A 16,972-nucleotide genomic window follows, 5' to 3' on the forward strand; every position below is an offset into this window, starting at 1 on the left:
TAAGAACTAGGATAGAACTAATGAATCGTCGCGAATTTCTTTTAAACTCTACAAAAACCATGTTTGGGACAGCTGCTTTAGCGAGTTTCCCGCTGAGTATTCAAAAAGCCTTAGCTATTGATGCCAAAGTTGAAAGTGGAACTATTCAAGATGTTAAACACATCGTGATTTTGACTCAGGAAAACCGTTCTTTCGATAATTATTTCGGAACATTAAAAGGTGTACGTGGTTTTGGTGATCGTTTTACGATTCCAATGACGGAAAGCCGAAAGGTTTGGGAACAATATGATGCGAATAAAAAGAAGGTATTGCCTTACCATTTAGATAGTCGTTTAGGAAATGCTCAGCGTGTTTCAGGTACACCTCACTCATGGTCTGATGGCCAAGCAGCTTGGGACAATGGCCGTATGAGTGATTGGGTCGCTTATAAAAAACCACAGTCGATGGGCTACTATAAAAAACAAGAAGTCGAATATCAGTTTGCTTTAGCGAATGCTTTTACCATTTGTGATGCTTACCACTGTGCTATGCATGCTGGGACCAACCCAAACCGTAAGTTTATTTGGACTGGAACTAATGGTCCTACAGGTGCAGGTGTTGCGAGTGTTGTAAATGAATTTGATGGGATTGGGGCATCAACAGAAGGTTATGAATGGACGACGTATCCTGAGCGCTTACAGCAGGCTGGCGTAACATGGAAAGTCTATCAAAATATGCCAGATAACTTTACCGATAACCCGTTAGCTGGTTTCAAACAGTATCGCCGTGCAAATGAGCAATCTGGTCAACCTGTCAGTAACGACACGCTAACGTGTCCAGCATACGATGAAAAGATTGATGCGACTCAACCACTTTACAAAGGTATTGCCAATACCATGCCGGACGGTGGTTTTTTAGGAACTTTTAAAGCTGATATCGCACAAGGTAAATTACCGCAGGTGAGTTGGTTGGTCGCTCCTGCAACTTACAGTGAACATCCGGGGCCATCTAGTCCTGTACAAGGTGCTTGGTATATTCAGGAAGTATTAAATGCATTAACTGAGAACCCTGAGCTGTGGAGCCAAACCGTTTTATTGGTGAACTTCGATGAAAATGACGGTTTCTTTGACCATATCCCTTCACCAAGTGCACCTTCTAAAGATGTAAACGGTGTTGTATATGGAAAAACTACATTAAGTGATCAGCAAGTATCTTATGAGTACTTTAATCATCCAGCAGTAGCAACTTCAAAATCTCAACCTAAGCCAGATGGTCGAGTGTATGGGCCAGGTGTACGCGTTCCGATGTATGTGATTTCGCCGTGGAGCCGTGGAGGATGGGTAAATTCTCAAGTCTTTGACCATACTTCTATTTTACAGTTCTTGGAAAAACGTTTTGGTGTGCAAGAGCCTAACATTAGCCCATACCGCCGTGCTGTATGTGGTGATTTAACAACGGCATTTAATTTTAAAACACCGAACCTTTTACCTGTTGCTGAACTAGATGGGAAGAAAACCAAAGCTGAAGCCGATGCGATTCGTGTTGCTCAAGCTTTATTGCCCCAAGTTCCTGTTCCGAGCCAGCAGCAATTTCCTCAGCAAGAAATGGGAATTCGACCATCACGTGCTTTGCCATATATTTTGCATACCAGTGCCAAAGTCGATGCCACTCAAAAAACGATTAAGCTGATGTTCTCTAATACAGGTAAACAGGCAGCTGTTTTCCATGTCTATAACCGATTTGATCTTATGGCAATTCCACGTCGTTATATGGTTGAGGCAGGTAAACAGCTCGATGATATATGGAATGCTACAAATGGACAGTATGATTTATGGGTACTTGGACCAAATGGTTTTCACCGTGCGTTTAAAGGTAATTTAAGTCAAGCTAATCAGACTCAAGCTTTACCGGAAATTAGAGTATGTGTGGAAGAGTGTGATGCGAATTTGTATTTAAAAGTGCGTCATGATGGTAATAAGTCAGTCAAGCTCACAGTCAAAGCAAATGCTTATCTTCCAAACAAAACATGGACGATAGAAACCAACAGTTCTGAAAAAGAATTAGTTTGGGATATGTCTGAATTTGGTGGCTGGTATGACTTCACTGTGACTTTAGCTGATGATACTACTTTCAGTCGTCGTTTTGCAGGCCGTATAGAAACTCAAGAAGATTCAATTTCTGATCCTTATATGGGTTATCTAGAGTCTTAGGTTGGTAAGTTATTTTCCTTAATGTAGGTATTGAAATTTATTCCTCATTAACTGGTGCTAAAAGTCATCTGCAACCTGTCTATAATCTATAAGGATCTTATTTTTGCAACAAAATAGGATAGAGGATGAAAGTGGGCAGGTTTTGCAGATGACAATGCCTTTGGTTACTTTGGGCAAAACCAAAGTAACAGAATGGGCTGTTGGCAAAAAATTCTAAGCGATAAGACTCTGTCGCGTAGGAAAAGAGATATCCATGTCACGATAGTAAATAAAGGGAGTTATGCTGTTGATATAAAATATTATGTGGGAATATGCTGTCGTATAGATGAATAATAAAAATAAAGACTTACCTTTTGTAACAGAATCTCCTAAGCCTGATCATATTTATCTTTTACCTTGAAACCCTGAATTTTTAAAGTAATGGGGAAAATTTATGCTACAAGGTTTTATTGTATTATTAGCAGTAGTGACATTTGTTTTAATGGCTGCCGATCCACGTGATAGTGGGGCACAAGCGACTCAGTCAGCGTGGCAAAAAACACAAGCGGCAGACATGACCAAGTCGCAAAAAAATACCAATAATGACGCAGATTTTATCTAAGCATTAAAACGCATAGATAAATCAACAGCTCTAACATCTTTAGTCAGAACGCCCATAGAAATATAGTCAACGCCAGTGGTGGCAACTTCACGCAAGTTTTCAACAGTGATATTGCCAGATGCTTCGAGTTTACAGCGGCCCGCCACATGTTTTACAGCATCAATCATTTGCTGTTGACTGAAGTTGTCGAGCATGACAATGTCCGCACCAGCTTCAAGCGCTTGGTTTAGCTCATCCCAAGTTTCAACTTCGACTTCAACTGGTTTACCCGGCGCGATTTGATGTGCTTTGGCAATTGCCTGAGCAATACCTCCCGCTGCCATAATATGGTTTTCTTTAATTAAGAACGCATCAAATAAACCAAGACGATGGTTCTGTCCGCCGCCAATAGCAACCGCATATTTTTGTGCAATACGTAAGCCCGGTAGAGTTTTACGTGTATCGAGAAGTTTTGTATTTAAGCCTTCAAGATGTTGAACATATTCAGCAGTTTTTGTTGCAACAGCAGACAAAGTTTGAATAAAGTTTAAAGCAGGGCGCTCTACAGTCAGTAAGCTACGTGCAGAACCTGCAAGTTTTAAAAATGCTTCGTTTGCAGCAACACGTTCACCTTCTTGTTTTAGCCAAGTCACTTGAACAGTATTGTCATAAGCTGAGATGAGCGCATTAACCCATGGTTGTCCAGCTAAGACCATATCTTCGCGGCTAATGATGGTTGCAGTGGCTTGCTCATCTTCAGGTGTGAGCATCGCGGTAATGTCACCGTCCCCAATATCTTCTTGTAGTGCTTGTTGAATATTGATTTGAATTGATTGTTCAAGCAAAGACTGAGGTATGCTCATACGGTTTCCATTTTGTCGATGACCCTAAAACTTGCGATATATTAGCACCGTCGACCTGAAAAATAAGCTGTTTTATGAGATTAATCGCGATAAACAATCGCATTTACTACTTTGAAAAGCACATAACTGTTTTAAACTAAAACAATTGGCAAGCAATTTATTGGCGTCTCAATGAAGCAAATCACACCGTATGAAGTTATAGATGGACAATTAAAAGGGGCGAGACAAATCCCTTCTCCAAATTTTAACCAGCGTCCGACTGGCACCGAAATTCAAATGATTGTGGTTCATAATATTAGTTTGCCGCCGTCTCAATTTGGAGGTGGCTATATTGAGCAGTTTTTTCAAAATAAGTTAGATTGGTCAGTTCATCCTTATTTTCAGACTATTGAAGGCATGCAGGTTTCTACACATCTGTTAATTTTACGTACAGGTGAAGTCCTACAGTTTGTTAATTTTAATGATCGTGCATGGCATGCAGGACGTTCGAGCTATTTAGCTAAAGTTGAATGCAATGATTATTCAATTGGTATAGAACTTGAAGGAAGTGATGATTTATCTTTTGAAGATGTACAATATGAAGTATTAACTGACGTTGTTACTGCTATTCGCCAAGCTTACCCAGAAATTAAAAACCATATTGCTGGGCATTCGGATGTTGCTCCTGGCCGAAAAACCGATCCAGGTCCTTATTTTAAATGGCAGCACTTTAGACAATTGTTAGTCCAGAAAAAAACTTGAGTTTGTTCATCATTTCACAACGAAAAGATTTTCTAGTTTCATTACAATAGCGTCTTTCGAATATAGCTGTAGGTGAGTGCGATGGCATTGTGGCGATCGACTTTTATTGTCAGTGCAATGACGATGTTGTCACGAGTGTTAGGGCTCGTGCGTGACGTCGTATTGCTCAACGTGTTTGGTGCGGGTAAAGATTTTGATACCTTCGTCGTCGCTTTTCGTATTCCCAACTTCTTTCGACGACTATTTGCCGAAGGCGCCTTTTCTCAGGCCTTTATCCCAGTCTTAACTGAATATAAAACGGGTCGAGCACACGCTGAAGTACAGATTTTAATTAGTCGGGTATTTGGCTGTTTGCTAACAGTTATGACCTTACTCACTTTTGTGGCTATGGTTTTAGCACCTGCAATCATCTATATGTACGCACCGGGCTTCCACAGTGATCCAGAAAAGTTCGATTTAGCCGTCAGCATGTTCCGTTTGACCATTCCTTATTTAATGTTCATGTCGCTCACGGCTTTTGCCAGCAGCATCTTAAATAGTTATGGTTCGTTTGCCTCACCAGCTTTTTCGCCAGTTTTACTCAATGTAGCGATGATTGCAGGAGCGTGGTGGCTTACGCCGTATATGGCTGAGCCAATCAAAGCATTAGGCTGGTCAGTTGTTGCGGCTGGGGTATTACAGTTAGCGATACAAATCCCTGAATTGTGGCGTAAAAACCTACTGATTCCACCTAAAGTTGATTTTAAACATGAAGGCGTAGAACGTATTTTAAAATTAATGCTTCCAGCATTATTTGGTGTATCTGTGACTCAGATTAACCTATTGCTAAATACGATTTGGGCATCTTTCATGCAAGATGGTTCAGTGTCTTGGCTCTACAGTGCTGAACGTATGACTGAGCTACCTTTAGGTTTAATTGGTGTTGCGATTGGTACAGTAATTTTGCCTTCACTTTCTGCCCGTCATGCAGAGCAGGATCAAGCAAAGTTCCGCGGTATGATCGACTGGGCTGCAAAAGTCATTGTATTGGTAGGGTTGCCGGCAAGTATTGCTTTATTTATGCTTTCAACACCGATTATTCAAGCATTATTCCAGCGTGGTGAGTTTGATTTACGTGATACACAAATGACAGCGCTTGCATTGCAATGTATGAGTGCAGGTGTAATTTCTTTCATGCTCATTAAAGTATTTGCACCTGGTTTCTATGCACAACAAGACACAAAAACACCAGTGCGCGTAGGCTTAATGTCGGTCGCAGCTAATGCAATTTTAAACGTTGTATTTATTGGCTTCTTTAAGCTTATTGATTGGCATGCAGAACATATGGCACTTGCACTAGCATCTTCAGGTTCAGCGTTAGTGAATGCCGGTTTACTCTACTTCTATTTGCATAAGCGTAATATTTTCCGATTTGGTCCGCATTGGAAGAAATTAGGACTTCAATATGGTTTAGCAAACCTCGCTATGATTGCAGCGCTTTGGTTTGGGCTCAATTGGTATAACGGAGAGCTTTCACAGTGGTTACGTGTTGCCGAAGTCGTAGGGCTATGTGTAGTTGGGATAATTGCTTACCTGATCGGTTTAATCCTTACGGGTTTTCGACCTAGAGATTTAAAACACTAAAAATAAAAAAAGCGATCTTAAATGATCGCTTTTTTTATACTAATACATTTATTTTGGCAAAACTTGTAGCAATTCGATATCGAAAATTAAAGTGCTATTTGGACCAATCGTGTCACCTGCACCGACTTCACCGTAAGCGAGATTTGCAGGGATAAAGAAACGGGTTTTACCGCCTTCTTTCATGGTTTGCAGACCTTCAGTCCAGCCTGCAATCACTTGGCTGAGCTGAAACTCAACTGGATGATTACGTGCGATTGAGCTGTCAAACACAGTTCCGTCGAGTAAACGGCCTTCATAATTTACTTTAACACGTGATACAGCTTTCGGTTTTTTACCTGTACCTTCTTTTAATACTTGGTATTGGAGACCTGATTTAGTCGTGATTACGCCCGATTTTTTTGCATTATCAGCAAGAAATGCAGCACCTGCTTGAGCATTTTGTTGTCCTACTTTTTGAAATTCAACAAGCTGCTTAGCTTCTAAAGTTTTTTTATATTCATTAATCGCTTTCGCCATTTCTTCGTCAGTTAAGCGTGCGGTTTTGTTCTGAGCACCTTCTTGTAAACCCTGATAAAAAATATCAAGATTTAGATCTGTTAGAGCATCAGTATTATTACGGCCCATTAAATAGCCATAGCTATAGCTAAATTGTTCTTTTGCTGGGCTTTTATTTGTAATAGGTGCAGCAGCAAAAACAGATAAACTCATCGTTGATGTTGCAATAATTAAACCAATTTTTTTCATGCCGTTTTCCAAAAAAAAAGGAGAGTACTGTTTTACTCTCCTGAATGTTTTTATTTCACTGAAATGAGTTCTACATCAAAAATCAGCGTACTGTTTGCTGGAATGCCAGGAAGTTCCTGAGGACCATAAGCAAGATTAGATGGAATGAAGAACGTCGCTTTACCACCTTCTTTCATGAGCTGAAGTCCTTCAGTCCAGCCTGGAATAACTTGATTGAGAGGAAACTCAACAGGCTCACCGCGCTTATAAGAACTATCAAATACTTGACCATTAATTAATCGGCCTTCGTAATGTACTTTAACCATAGACTGCGCAGTTGGTTGTTTACCTGTGCCTTCTTTAGTGATGATATATTGCAAGCCAGATGCTGTAGTTTTTACACCAGCTTTTGTTTTATTTTCTGCAAGGAATTGAACATCTGCAGATTCAGACGCTGCTCCAGCGGCTTGCTGTGGTTTATCTTGTTGTTGCATTTTTTGCTGCAATTCTTTTTCATAAGCAGCAACAGCAGCTTTTAACTCTTCTTGAGTATAAGCACTTGGTTGCTTATTACGAGCATCATGAATCCCTTTCACAAATGATTTTGTGTCTAGTTCAGGTGGAGTTTGCTGAGCAACTTCGTACCCAAGAACATAACTGATTTTTTCAATTGGAGAGGCATTTTTATTTGCTTTGCTTCCGACTTCTGTGGTCGGATGTTGGCTTGCATAATAAACTGGTACAAGTGCAGCACCGCCTAAAACTACAGCGACAGCAATGGGTAAGGCTTTACTCATAAAAGGTTCCAAAAATAATCATTTGAGTCTAAAAAAGCTGCTTTTGATCTTAGCATGCTTAAGCATAGAATGTTTAAGAAAAAAAACGAGTGGTTTTTTATATATTTTAGTTAGTTTTAGTTGGAATAAACTTAAAAAATCTTAAATAAAAAACCGGATCATTTGATCCGGTTCTCTTATCACTTTTTGGTTAATCTTCTTTTTGTGCTTTATATGCGTAAGCGTAATTATAACCATAACCATAGCCCGCACTAGCACGTTGAATGTCGTTAAGAATGAAGCCGTTGACTTTAACACCTGCTTGTTCAAAGCGATTAAGGGTTAATTCAAGCTCTTTCATTTGCGACTTAGCATAACGGGCAACAATTAAGTTCACACCAGTATATTGCGAAATAATAATGCCATCGGTTACTGCAAGTACGGGTGGAGTATCGATAATGATGTGGTCATATTGACTTTGTAACTGTTCAAGTAGTTCTTTAAATTGGTTAGAGCTTAAAATCTCTGAAGGATTTGTCGGGCTCTTACCACGAGTAATCACATCAAGGTTTGCTACAGGAGTTTTGTGTAATACTTTTTGTAGATCAGCTTGTCCACTTAACAATTCAGAAAGACCTGGTTTCACATCAACATCGAAGTATTTATGCATATAACCACGGCGCATATCAGCATCAATGAGTAGTACGCGTTTATCACCTTGAGCGAAAATAGTTGCAAGGTTGGTCGAAATAAACGATTTACCTACTTCTGGAGAAGGTCCTGCAATCATGATGATATTATTTTTTGCATTTGCTAATGCAAAGTGAATCGCGGTACGGATACTACGTAAGCTCTCAATTGCGATGTCATCACCATTTTTAACGGCAAGAATAGGAATACTCTTCTTTTTCTTTAAAATTTTGATTCGACTTTCTTGAATTGGAGAACGAGGTACGGTTGCATAGACTGGTAAATCCAACTCATTTTCAATTTGCCCAGAATCTTTAATACCTGTACGTAAAATATTACGCACTAATGCAATTAGTGTCCCAATAAATCCGCCTAACAATAATGAGAGGAGTAAGATCTGTAATTTTTTGGGCTTAATTGGTTCAACAGGTTCAATAGCAGTGTCTACAATCCTTACATTACCTATTTCGCCTGCCTTAGCAATGCGAAGTTGCTGATATGAATTTAATAACGCAGTGTAGAGCTGAGTTTTTACTTCTACTTCACGATACAGCTGTAAATACTGACGTTGAATATCTGGTAATTGTTTTAATGTGCTATTTAATTCGCCGATTTGTTTATTAACAGCTGTAAGTTGACCATTAATTTCACGCATTGCAGGATGTTCAGCCGTATATTTTGCCGCCATTTCTGCCTGCTTTTGTTCAAGCTCAGCTTTCTTCGTTTCTAAAGTGATACTTTGTGTTAAATATAGTTCTGACTCTTTAGTAACATCAACAGTGTTGTATTGCTGGCGGAATTTGTTGAATTGACGTTCAGCATCATCTAATTGTTTTTTCAAATCTGGAAGCTGTTCATCCAAGAATTTTAAAGTCTGAGCAGATTCAGCTGAGCGGCGTTCAACATTTTGATCACCGTAGGTTACTAAAATGGCATTTAAAACTTTAGTAATGTGTGCTTGATCTTCACCTTGATAACTCAAGCCAATAATGCCAGTTAATTTACCACGCTCTGCAACAGAATAGTCTGAGCTAATTGCGTCGACCGCGGCTGGTAAAGATAAATTTTTGATGTTGTATGTAGCATCAAATTGATCTTTAGTGAAAATACCAACTTTCCAAGTACCGTGTGGACCAGTGACTTGATTTAATTGATTGAGTGGTACAGTTAGAATAGTTTGTTCAGTATCAGGATCACTTAAATTCAAGGATTTTTTATCAAAACTTAGCAATAAGTTTCTGTCAAGATAATAAGCGGGAATTTCAAACTGGAAGACTTCAAAGCTTTTGAGTCCATCCTTAAAAATGACTGATTTCTTGTTATATTCTGTTTTATACTGGGTATCACTTAACAAACGATGAGTAAGTGTATTTTCTGTACTAGAAATCTGAATATTTAAATGTAAATCTTTAATAACTGAACCTAAAACTAGACGAGATTTTAAGATTTCAATTTCTGCTTGAGCAGGTGACTTTTGCTCAATCATTTGAGATAAATCGCCTAAAAGAGCAGCTGAAGCTCCTTTACTATCCTCCACCTGAACCAAAGCATCAACTGAGTAGGTATCTGGCGTTACACGCAAATAAAGTAGAGCACATACAAGGCTTAAAATAATGCACAGTGCAATTAATTTCCACTGAGCAATCAGTGAGAAAAATAATTCCTTTAAATCAATGGTATCTTTGGTATTAGTATTTTGGTTCATAAGTGTAAAATCTTGGCGTTAAATATAAGGTTTCCAGTCAGCAATGCACTGTTGAATAAGTTGACAGGTTTCATCAAAAATAGCTTGATCATGTCGATATGGATCGGGCACATTTCGATTTTGCCAATGGCCCAAGCGGTAGGTTTTACCTTTTGCAAAGGGCCAAGTCTGTTCAATATGTTTTTGCTGGTTTTGACTCATGACTAAAATAAGGTCAGCTTTTTTAATATGTTCAGCATTTAGCTTACGAGCTACATGTGGTTGCATATCAATGCCTAATCTTTGCATACAAAGTCGAGCTTTTTCATCAGCTTGATGACCAATAAGCCCTGAAATACCGGCAGACTCAATATTTAACTGAGGGTATTGCTGTTTTAAAAAATACTCTGCCATAGGGCTACGGCAGATATTTCCAATACAGACGACTAAAATATTTTTGAACTGCATAAAATTATTGTCCCAATCGATCTATGTTATATAAAGCGCTTGAGAATGGAATAATTTGATTGACCACACGCTGCCAGCGAGTCAAGCCAGTTGCATCGACATAGACAATATCATTACTACGTAATTTAAACTGATTGGCTAATCCGAAATCACCGATACTCATTAAATTTAAATGGTAAAGCTCAGTTGTACGGTCATTTGGGTTAGTACGTAAAACATAAATACGACTAGCACTAGCAGATAAAGGATTTAGACCTAAACTTTCACCTAAAGCATCGCTTAACGTCATACCCTGATCACGCATTGGTAATGCTTGGTTTTTGCCAGACTCACCCATGACATAAATTTTCTGGTTTTCTCGTGTGCTGACATAAATTGTGTCATTTGGTTGTACTAAAAGTTTATGTAATGAATAACCTGCTTTTTCTAACTCAATTGTATTTAAGTTATAAGTAATACCATTACGAATGAGTTGAACATAGGTATTGTCACCTTTATCCGTTACTCCTCCCGCAAGACCTAAAGCTGTATATACACTTACTGGTTGATCGCTTAAGTAGAATTGTCCACCCTTTATGACGCTACCTTGAACAGAAAAGCGCTGTCCCTCATAAGATAGTACACGTACGATTACATCTGGATTTTTTAAGAATCTAGCAAGTTGACTGTGTAATTCTCGGTTCACTTGAGAAAGAGTTTTACCAGCTGCTTTATAGCGTCCAACTAGAGGAAATTGGATGTAACCAGTTTGGTCGATTGGATAACCACTTGCTTGTACAGACTGTTCATTATTAACGTTATTTACAGGCGGTGTAATTTCAGGGTAGGCCCAAAGTTGAATCGAAAGAACATCTCCAGGGCTTAAACGATATATTGGCTGTTGGTTTTTAAATAGAGTTGCATAGTCACGTTGATAATCAACCTGTGCAGGCTGTATTGCGGGTAGAGTGTCTTGTGAAATTTTAACGACATTAACCGTAGTTCCAAGGTCGGTTTTATAAACGCCTTCACTTGGGATGTCATAAGTTTGTAAACCGGAGGTAACTGCACAACTCGCAGCACTTAAACTTAAGGCAAGAACAGAAAAAAACTGGCAATACTTCACACGCAACCCTTTGTGTATTTATCTTTAATTGATATTGTCCACTGCATAGTAACAAGTGTCTATTAAACGCAGGATGTCCCGATTCTAGCCGAAAAAAAATTAAAAAACACAGAAAAATCGTAGAGCTTTGTATGTTTAATTTATATCAATACTTTTTATCCTACATAAATAGTAATTTTTTGCTCAACCTGAGAAATAAAAAAACAGGTTATATAAGGAGAGCTTAAGAACTGTAAACACTTTTATACAATTGAATTACGGTTAATAAAAAAAAACTGATATAGTTACGCACGACAATATCCAGTCAAGATATATTTTTTATTATATATACAATTTGTAAGGAATAAGGCTAACTTTTATGCAACTTGCCGATTTAAGAATAGCGATTATAGGTTTAGGTTATGTAGGCTTGCCATTGGCAGTTGAGTTTGGGAAAAAAGTACCTGTAGTTGGTTTTGATATTTATCAAAAACGTATTGATGAGTTAAAAAGTGGTCAAGATCATACGCTAGAGGTTTCACCAGAAGAATTAAAACAAGCAGCTCAATTAAGCTATACTGCAAATTTAGAAGATCTAAAAGATTGTAATTTTTTTATTGTCACTGTTCCAACTCCAATTGATGGCTATAAGCAGCCAGATTTAACCCCTTTGGTTAAAGCTTCTACTAGTATTGGTAAAATTCTAAAAAAAGGTGATATTGTCGTATATGAGTCGACTGTTTATCCAGGTGCTACAGAAGAAGTTTGTATTCCGGTGCTCGAAGAAATTTCAGGTCTAAAATTTAATCAGGATTTTTTTGCAGGTTATAGCCCAGAACGTATTAATCCTGGCGATAAGTTGCACCGTGTAACTAATATTTTGAAAATTACCTCAGGTTCGACTCCTGAAGTGGCTGATTATGTTGATGAAGTATATAATCTGATTATTGAAGCAGGAACACATAAAGCAGCTAGCATAAAGGTTGCTGAAGCGGCGAAGGTCATTGAAAATACCCAGCGTGATGTCAATATCGCTTTAATTAATGAATTAGCACTTATTTTTAACAAACTTGGTATTGATACAGAAGAGGTGCTTAAAGCAGCTGGTACAAAATGGAATTTCTTACCATTTCGTCCAGGTTTAGTTGGCGGGCACTGTATTGGTGTAGATCCGTATTATTTAACTCATAAAGCCCAAGCTATTGGATATCACCCAGAAATTATTCTAGCAGGGCGTCGATTAAATGATTCAATGGGAGCATATGTTGTTACTCAACTTGTAAAAGGAATGATAAAAAAGAAAATTCAAGTTGAAGGAGCTAAGGTTTTAGTATTAGGTTTGAGCTTTAAAGAAAATTGCCCTGATATTCGTAATACAAAAGTTATTGATATTGTAAAAGAACTACAAGAATATCATATGGATGTTGATGTATATGATCCTTGGATTGATAGTGAAGAAACTCAACACGAATATGGTATTACACCAATTAAGCAACCTACAGCAGGTCAATATGATGCTGTAATATTAGCAGTTGCTCATAATGAATTTAAAGAAATGGGTATAGAGGCAATTCGCTCTTTAGGTAAAACATCGCATGTACTTTATGATCTGAAATATGTTTTAGCTCAATCTGAGTCAGATATCCGTCTATAAAATAATATTTGTTGAGAATAAATATGAATCGCTATGAAGAAGTATTGGAGCAGCTTAAGAGCAATCCTAAAACATGGTTAATAACGGGTGTTGCGGGTTTTATTGGATCAAATCTGTTAGAAACTCTATTAAAATTAAATCAAAAAGTAATTGGCTTAGACAACTTTGCTACAGGTCATCAATATAATCTGGATGAAGTAGAGACTTTAGTGAGCAGTGACCAATGGAAGAATTTTACTTTCTATAATGGTGACATTCGTAACTTAGAGGATTGTCAGAAGGCATGCGCTAACGTTGACTATGTTTTACATCAAGCCGCTCTTGGTTCTGTTCCGCGTTCAATTGCTGATCCAATATTGACAAATAGTGCCAATATTACGGGTTTTTTAAATATGCTCGTTGCAGCAAGAGACGCTCAAGTCAAAAGTTTTACTTATGCTGCGAGTAGCTCTACATATGGTGACCACCCGGCGTTACCAAAAGTAGAAGAAAATATTGGTAATCCATTATCTCCTTATGCGGTAACTAAGTATGTAAATGAGCTTTATGCTGAAGTTTTTGCTCGTACATATGGTTTTAAAGCAATAGGTTTGCGCTATTTTAATGTGTTTGGTAAACGTCAAGATCCTAATGGAGCTTATGCTGCAGTTATTCCAAAATGGACAGCAGCTATGATTCAAGGAGATGATGTATTTATTAATGGTGATGGTGAAACTAGTCGCGATTTTTGTTATATCGAAAATACAGTACAAGCTAATATTTTGGCTGCCATCGCAAATGATGAAGCTAAAAATCAAATCTATAATGTGGCGGTAGGAGATAGAACTACTTTAAATGATTTGTTTAAGGCTATTAAATCTGCTTTAAACGAAAATGGAATTTCTTGTGACAAAGAACCTGTTTATCGTGAATTTAGAGCTGGTGATGTAAGGCATTCTCAAGCAGATGTAACTAAAATCAAAACATTACTAGGATATGATCCAAAATTTAGAATTTTTGAAGGAATAGGTTTGGCTGTGAATTGGTACTTGTTGAATAATGGTAAATAAATATGTGGAAAATATTTACCGTTTTAGCTCGTATTACTTCATTACTCCCGCTTTTTCTTTTTCATTTTTTTTGGCGTTGTCTAGATATTTTTGACGGAAAATTTGGAGCTGTAGCACGGTATATTCTAATTGCTGGTAGATTAAAAAAATGTGGAACAAATGTTTATATTGGTCCCTTTGTTTCTATTGAAAGTGTTAGAAATTTATCCTTAGGTAATAATGTAAGTATTCATCATCAGTGTACATTAATTTGTTTAGGGGGAATTGATATTGGTGATAATGTAGCAATTGCTCATGCTTCTAGCTTGATTTCTACTAACCATACATGGAATGATAATAATTTACCTATTAAATATAATCCTGTCGTTTGTGACAACTTAGAAATTCATGATGATGTTTGGATAGGTTGCGGAGTGCGTATCTTAGCGGGAGTAAAAATTCCGAAGCGATGTGTTGTTGCAGCTGGTGCTGTTGTTACGAAAAGCTTATCAGACTCAGGAGCTCTATATGGAGGGGTTCCTGTTAAAAAGATACGTGATATATGAAATTTTCTAGAATTTTAGAGGGGCTTCAGATTTTATTTCTGAAGTTCTCTTCACTTTTGATAATGAGTTTAATTTTTCTATTCCTTTGGGTGCAAATGGGAGTTCAAGGAATTGGAGAGTTTGCAACTTACGCAACGATACTCGCACCAATCGTTATGTTTAGTCAATTTAGATATGTTGAATATATTAACATTGTTAATATAAAAGAAGATAAAGAAAAAAGATTTTTACAAAGTTTGTTTGCAAGTGGTATGGTTGTTTTATTACTTTTAGGTATTTTATTTGTTTTTTATTTAGTGACTCATCAACCAATAAAAATTTTAGTTGTTGCTGGTCTCTATAAAGTTTTTGAATTATTTTCAGATATTTATATTTCATTCTTAGTCTCAATTAAAGAACTTAGAAATGCTTTTTTTGTTATATTTAAAAGATTATTCTTAATTTTATTTGGGTTAATATTTTTTTATTTTAAGCAGTTTTCGTTGAATCCTATAGAATTTGTATTTTATTTACTTTTGGGAGTATATTTTACTTTCTTTGTAATAGATGTAGTGGTAGAAAAAAGAAGATTTAATGAAGGTCCAGATATAAAAAATATTACTGACTATATTAAGGATAATTTTTTATATGGTTTTAACTCATTGTTAATTAGTATAAATAGCCTTGTACCAAGATATTTTTTCATTTTTTTTAATGATAAAAAAGGGTTGGGTATTTTTACAATTGTCTATTTGTTAGCCTCTACTACTACTACTTTGATGCAATTTCTAATAAGCGTAAAAGTTAGTTTAATAGAGAAATTTATTGATACAAGATTTAATCAATACTTATTAATTAATTTAATTATCGTTGGATTATGTTTTGGTTTTTATATTTTTATAAATGAATTGAGTGATAACTATTTTTTATTTGGACTATCTTTTGTTGTAATGTTGATTTCATTACTTTTACGAGGGGTTAATTTAACTGCAAGTTTTTCAAAGAAAATGAAAAATGTTATTAATATTGCTCTTATCTTACCAATGATTTTAGTTTCTCTTTTACTGGTTTTTCTATGTTTTTATTATAGAGAATTTGCTTTTAAATTCTCTATTTTATATGTTTTTACCTCTGCATTGATGACAAGTATGATTTTAATGTTTTCTTTAAGGAAGAGTAAATTGATATGTTAATATTGAGCTGTCTATTTTTTGCCTTATTTACGTATCTAATATTTTATTTTATTGCTAGAAAGCAGTCATTCTCGTTTTTGGTAATATCTTTTTTCTTAAATTTATATCACTATATTTTTTCTCTAGGCTTTTATTTTTACTCATTAGGACGACCAAATGATAGTCTTAATTACTATATTTGGGGAACTGAACAATTAGAAAACTTTCCATTTTCTAGTGGTACAGGATTCTTAGTACATTTAGTTCATTTTATAAATTATATATTAAATAGCTATGAAAACGTTTTTTTATTTTTTAGCATGATATCTTCGTGGGTTATTCTATCCTTTTTTTTAATAATCTATAATTTTTATTCCAAGAGAGAAATTTCTTCCAATAGTTTTTTATTCCTTACAATATTACTTTTTATTCCTGGTCTTCATTTCTGGACAGTAGCTATTGGGAAAGATTGCTTGATTTTATTGTTTATATCTTTATTTTTATATGCTTATATTTATAAAAAGATAAAGTTGTTGGTGTTTTCATTAGTTTTCTTGGCATTAATTAGGATTCATGTTTTTGCAATTGTTTTTTTAACTTTTATACTGCATGAATTTATATATGGTAATTTTAAAATTAAGAAAATATCTATGGGTGTTTATAGATTTATAATTTTAGTTTTGTCAATTCCATCACTTTTTGTTTTGTATCAGTTTCTGTTTAGTTTTATTCAAAAATATTCTGAAGATGGTTTCTCGGATATCGGTGGATTTGTAGAAAATAGAAACGAAGCTTACTCTGAGGAGGGCTCAGGATTATTGCTCGCTTCACAACCTTATATATTAAAAATGCTCGCTTTCGTATTAGGTGGTTTACCGTGGTTATCACTAGATCCTCTTTCATTATTTTCAATGGCGGAAGGCGTTGTAGTTATTGGTATTTTACTGTATTCATATTATTATCTTTTTACTAAGGATAAATTTAATAATTCTAAACAAATTTTTATTTTAATATTCATAGCATTATTTATTTTATTTATGCCTTTAATTTCTGCAAATTTAGGTATTATGGTCAGAATGAGAGTAATGTTGTATATACCAATTTTAACGGTTTTACTTATGTTTATGCTTTCTAGTGAAAGGAAAATTTAAT

Annotated in this window: 15 protein-coding genes; 9 read left to right on the top strand and 6 right to left on the bottom strand. The window is 36.1% G+C overall.

Annotated features, from left to right (window positions below):
• The first annotated feature begins 20 nt into the window (after positions 1-20).
• A complete protein-coding gene (locus AW165_RS17125) occupies positions 21-2,189 on the top strand; it encodes a phosphocholine-specific phospholipase C (protein WP_060466531.1) in 2,169 nt (722 codons plus the stop codon).
• A gap of 433 nt (positions 2,190-2,622) precedes the next feature.
• Positions 2,623-2,790: a hypothetical protein gene (locus AW165_RS19500; RefSeq protein WP_000938939.1), complete on the top strand. Its 168-nt coding sequence runs from the start codon at positions 2,623-2,625 to the stop codon at positions 2,788-2,790.
• On the opposite strand, the gene nadC is transcribed toward AW165_RS19500, so the two are convergent.
• Positions 2,787-3,632, bottom strand: coding sequence for a carboxylating nicotinate-nucleotide diphosphorylase (gene nadC / locus AW165_RS17130; protein WP_057086212.1), 846 nt, complete (start codon positions 3,630-3,632; stop codon positions 2,787-2,789). The genes AW165_RS19500 and nadC overlap by 4 nt on opposite strands.
• Positions 3,633-3,803: 171 nt before the next feature.
• Here nadC and ampD point away from each other — a divergent pair, with 171 nt between their 5' ends.
• Positions 3,804-4,373, top strand: a complete 570-nt coding sequence (gene ampD, locus AW165_RS17135) for a 1,6-anhydro-N-acetylmuramyl-L-alanine amidase AmpD (RefSeq protein WP_057086213.1) — start codon at positions 3,804-3,806, stop codon at positions 4,371-4,373.
• Between the two features lie 72 nt (positions 4,374-4,445).
• Positions 4,446-5,996 carry a murein biosynthesis integral membrane protein MurJ gene (murJ, locus tag AW165_RS17140; protein WP_005804817.1) on the top strand — a complete coding sequence of 517 codons (1,551 nt, stop codon included), beginning with the start codon at positions 4,446-4,448 and terminating at the stop codon, positions 5,994-5,996.
• A 48-nt stretch (positions 5,997-6,044) separates the two neighbouring features.
• On the opposite strand, the gene AW165_RS17145 is transcribed toward murJ, so the two are convergent.
• The 5 genes from AW165_RS17145 to AW165_RS17165 form a co-directional block, all read right to left on the bottom strand.
• A complete protein-coding gene (locus AW165_RS17145) occupies positions 6,045-6,740 on the bottom strand; it encodes an FKBP-type peptidyl-prolyl cis-trans isomerase (RefSeq protein WP_057073995.1) in 696 nt (231 codons plus the stop codon).
• Positions 6,741-6,790: 50 nt separating this feature from the next.
• Positions 6,791-7,516 carry an FKBP-type peptidyl-prolyl cis-trans isomerase gene (locus tag AW165_RS17150; protein WP_009387700.1) on the bottom strand — a complete coding sequence of 242 codons (726 nt, stop codon included), beginning with the start codon at positions 7,514-7,516 and terminating at the stop codon, positions 6,791-6,793.
• A gap of 190 nt (positions 7,517-7,706) precedes the next feature.
• Positions 7,707-9,890 carry a polysaccharide biosynthesis tyrosine autokinase gene (locus tag AW165_RS17155; protein ID WP_060466532.1) on the bottom strand — a complete coding sequence of 728 codons (2,184 nt, stop codon included), beginning with the start codon at positions 9,888-9,890 and terminating at the stop codon, positions 7,707-7,709.
• Between the two features lie 18 nt (positions 9,891-9,908).
• Positions 9,909-10,337 (bottom strand): low molecular weight protein-tyrosine-phosphatase, encoded by a 429-nt coding sequence (locus AW165_RS17160; RefSeq protein ID WP_060466533.1) that lies wholly within the window; start codon positions 10,335-10,337, stop codon positions 9,909-9,911.
• A 4-nt stretch (positions 10,338-10,341) separates the two neighbouring features.
• A complete protein-coding gene (locus tag AW165_RS17165; protein WP_060466534.1) occupies positions 10,342-11,442 on the bottom strand; it encodes a polysaccharide biosynthesis/export family protein in 1,101 nt (366 codons plus the stop codon).
• Between the two features lie 358 nt (positions 11,443-11,800).
• On the opposite strand from AW165_RS17165, the gene tviB reads away from it, so the two are divergent.
• From tviB to AW165_RS17190, 5 genes are read left to right on the top strand one after another with little or no spacing between them, the layout of a single operon-like run.
• Positions 11,801-13,075 (top strand): Vi polysaccharide biosynthesis UDP-N-acetylglucosamine C-6 dehydrogenase TviB, encoded by a 1,275-nt coding sequence (tviB, locus tag AW165_RS17170; RefSeq protein ID WP_060466535.1) that lies wholly within the window; start codon positions 11,801-11,803, stop codon positions 13,073-13,075.
• A 23-nt stretch (positions 13,076-13,098) separates the two neighbouring features.
• Positions 13,099-14,124, top strand: a complete 1,026-nt coding sequence (locus AW165_RS17175) for an NAD-dependent epimerase/dehydratase family protein (RefSeq protein WP_060466536.1) — start codon at positions 13,099-13,101, stop codon at positions 14,122-14,124.
• Positions 14,125-14,126: 2 nt separating this feature from the next.
• Positions 14,127-14,669 (top strand): acyltransferase, encoded by a 543-nt coding sequence (locus AW165_RS17180; RefSeq protein ID WP_081325600.1) that lies wholly within the window; start codon positions 14,127-14,129, stop codon positions 14,667-14,669.
• On the top strand, positions 14,666-15,841 hold the full coding sequence (locus tag AW165_RS17185; protein ID WP_060466537.1) for a hypothetical protein: 1,176 nt from the start codon (positions 14,666-14,668) through the stop codon (positions 15,839-15,841). Before AW165_RS17180 ends, AW165_RS17185 begins: the two co-directional genes overlap by 4 nt.
• On the top strand, positions 15,835-16,971 hold the full coding sequence (locus tag AW165_RS17190) for a hypothetical protein (RefSeq protein ID WP_060466538.1): 1,137 nt from the start codon (positions 15,835-15,837) through the stop codon (positions 16,969-16,971). The genes AW165_RS17185 and AW165_RS17190 overlap by 7 nt, the downstream gene beginning before the upstream one ends.
• Position 16,972 lies beyond the last annotated feature (1 nt).

This window comes from Acinetobacter sp. LMB-5, from assembly GCF_001541635.1.
In the GTDB taxonomy this organism is placed as follows: domain Bacteria; phylum Pseudomonadota; class Gammaproteobacteria; order Pseudomonadales; family Moraxellaceae; genus Acinetobacter; species Acinetobacter pittii.

Excerpts from the sequence above, each read along its gene's own strand:
- AW165_RS17125 (WP_060466531.1), top strand. The coding sequence starts at position 21 with ATGAATCGTCGCGAATTTCTTTTAAACTCTACAAAAACCATGTTTGGG.
- AW165_RS19500 (WP_000938939.1), top strand. The coding sequence starts at position 2,623 with ATGCTACAAGGTTTTATTGTATTATTAGCAGTAGTGACATTTGTTTTA.
- nadC (WP_057086212.1), bottom strand. The coding sequence starts at position 3,632 with ATGAGCATACCTCAGTCTTTGCTTGAACAATCAATTCAAATCAATATT.
- ampD (WP_057086213.1), top strand. The coding sequence starts at position 3,804 with ATGAAGCAAATCACACCGTATGAAGTTATAGATGGACAATTAAAAGGG.
- AW165_RS17145 (WP_057073995.1), bottom strand. The coding sequence starts at position 6,740 with ATGAAAAAAATTGGTTTAATTATTGCAACATCAACGATGAGTTTATCT.
- AW165_RS17150 (WP_009387700.1), bottom strand. The coding sequence starts at position 7,516 with ATGAGTAAAGCCTTACCCATTGCTGTCGCTGTAGTTTTAGGCGGTGCT.
- AW165_RS17155 (WP_060466532.1), bottom strand. The coding sequence starts at position 9,890 with ATGAACCAAAATACTAATACCAAAGATACCATTGATTTAAAGGAATTA.
- AW165_RS17160 (WP_060466533.1), bottom strand. The coding sequence starts at position 10,337 with ATGCAGTTCAAAAATATTTTAGTCGTCTGTATTGGAAATATCTGCCGT.
- tviB (WP_060466535.1), top strand. The coding sequence starts at position 11,801 with ATGCAACTTGCCGATTTAAGAATAGCGATTATAGGTTTAGGTTATGTA.
- AW165_RS17175 (WP_060466536.1), top strand. The coding sequence starts at position 13,099 with ATGAATCGCTATGAAGAAGTATTGGAGCAGCTTAAGAGCAATCCTAAA.
- AW165_RS17180 (WP_081325600.1), top strand. The coding sequence starts at position 14,127 with ATGTGGAAAATATTTACCGTTTTAGCTCGTATTACTTCATTACTCCCG.
- AW165_RS17185 (WP_060466537.1), top strand. The coding sequence starts at position 14,666 with ATGAAATTTTCTAGAATTTTAGAGGGGCTTCAGATTTTATTTCTGAAG.
- AW165_RS17190 (WP_060466538.1), top strand. The coding sequence starts at position 15,835 with ATGTTAATATTGAGCTGTCTATTTTTTGCCTTATTTACGTATCTAATA.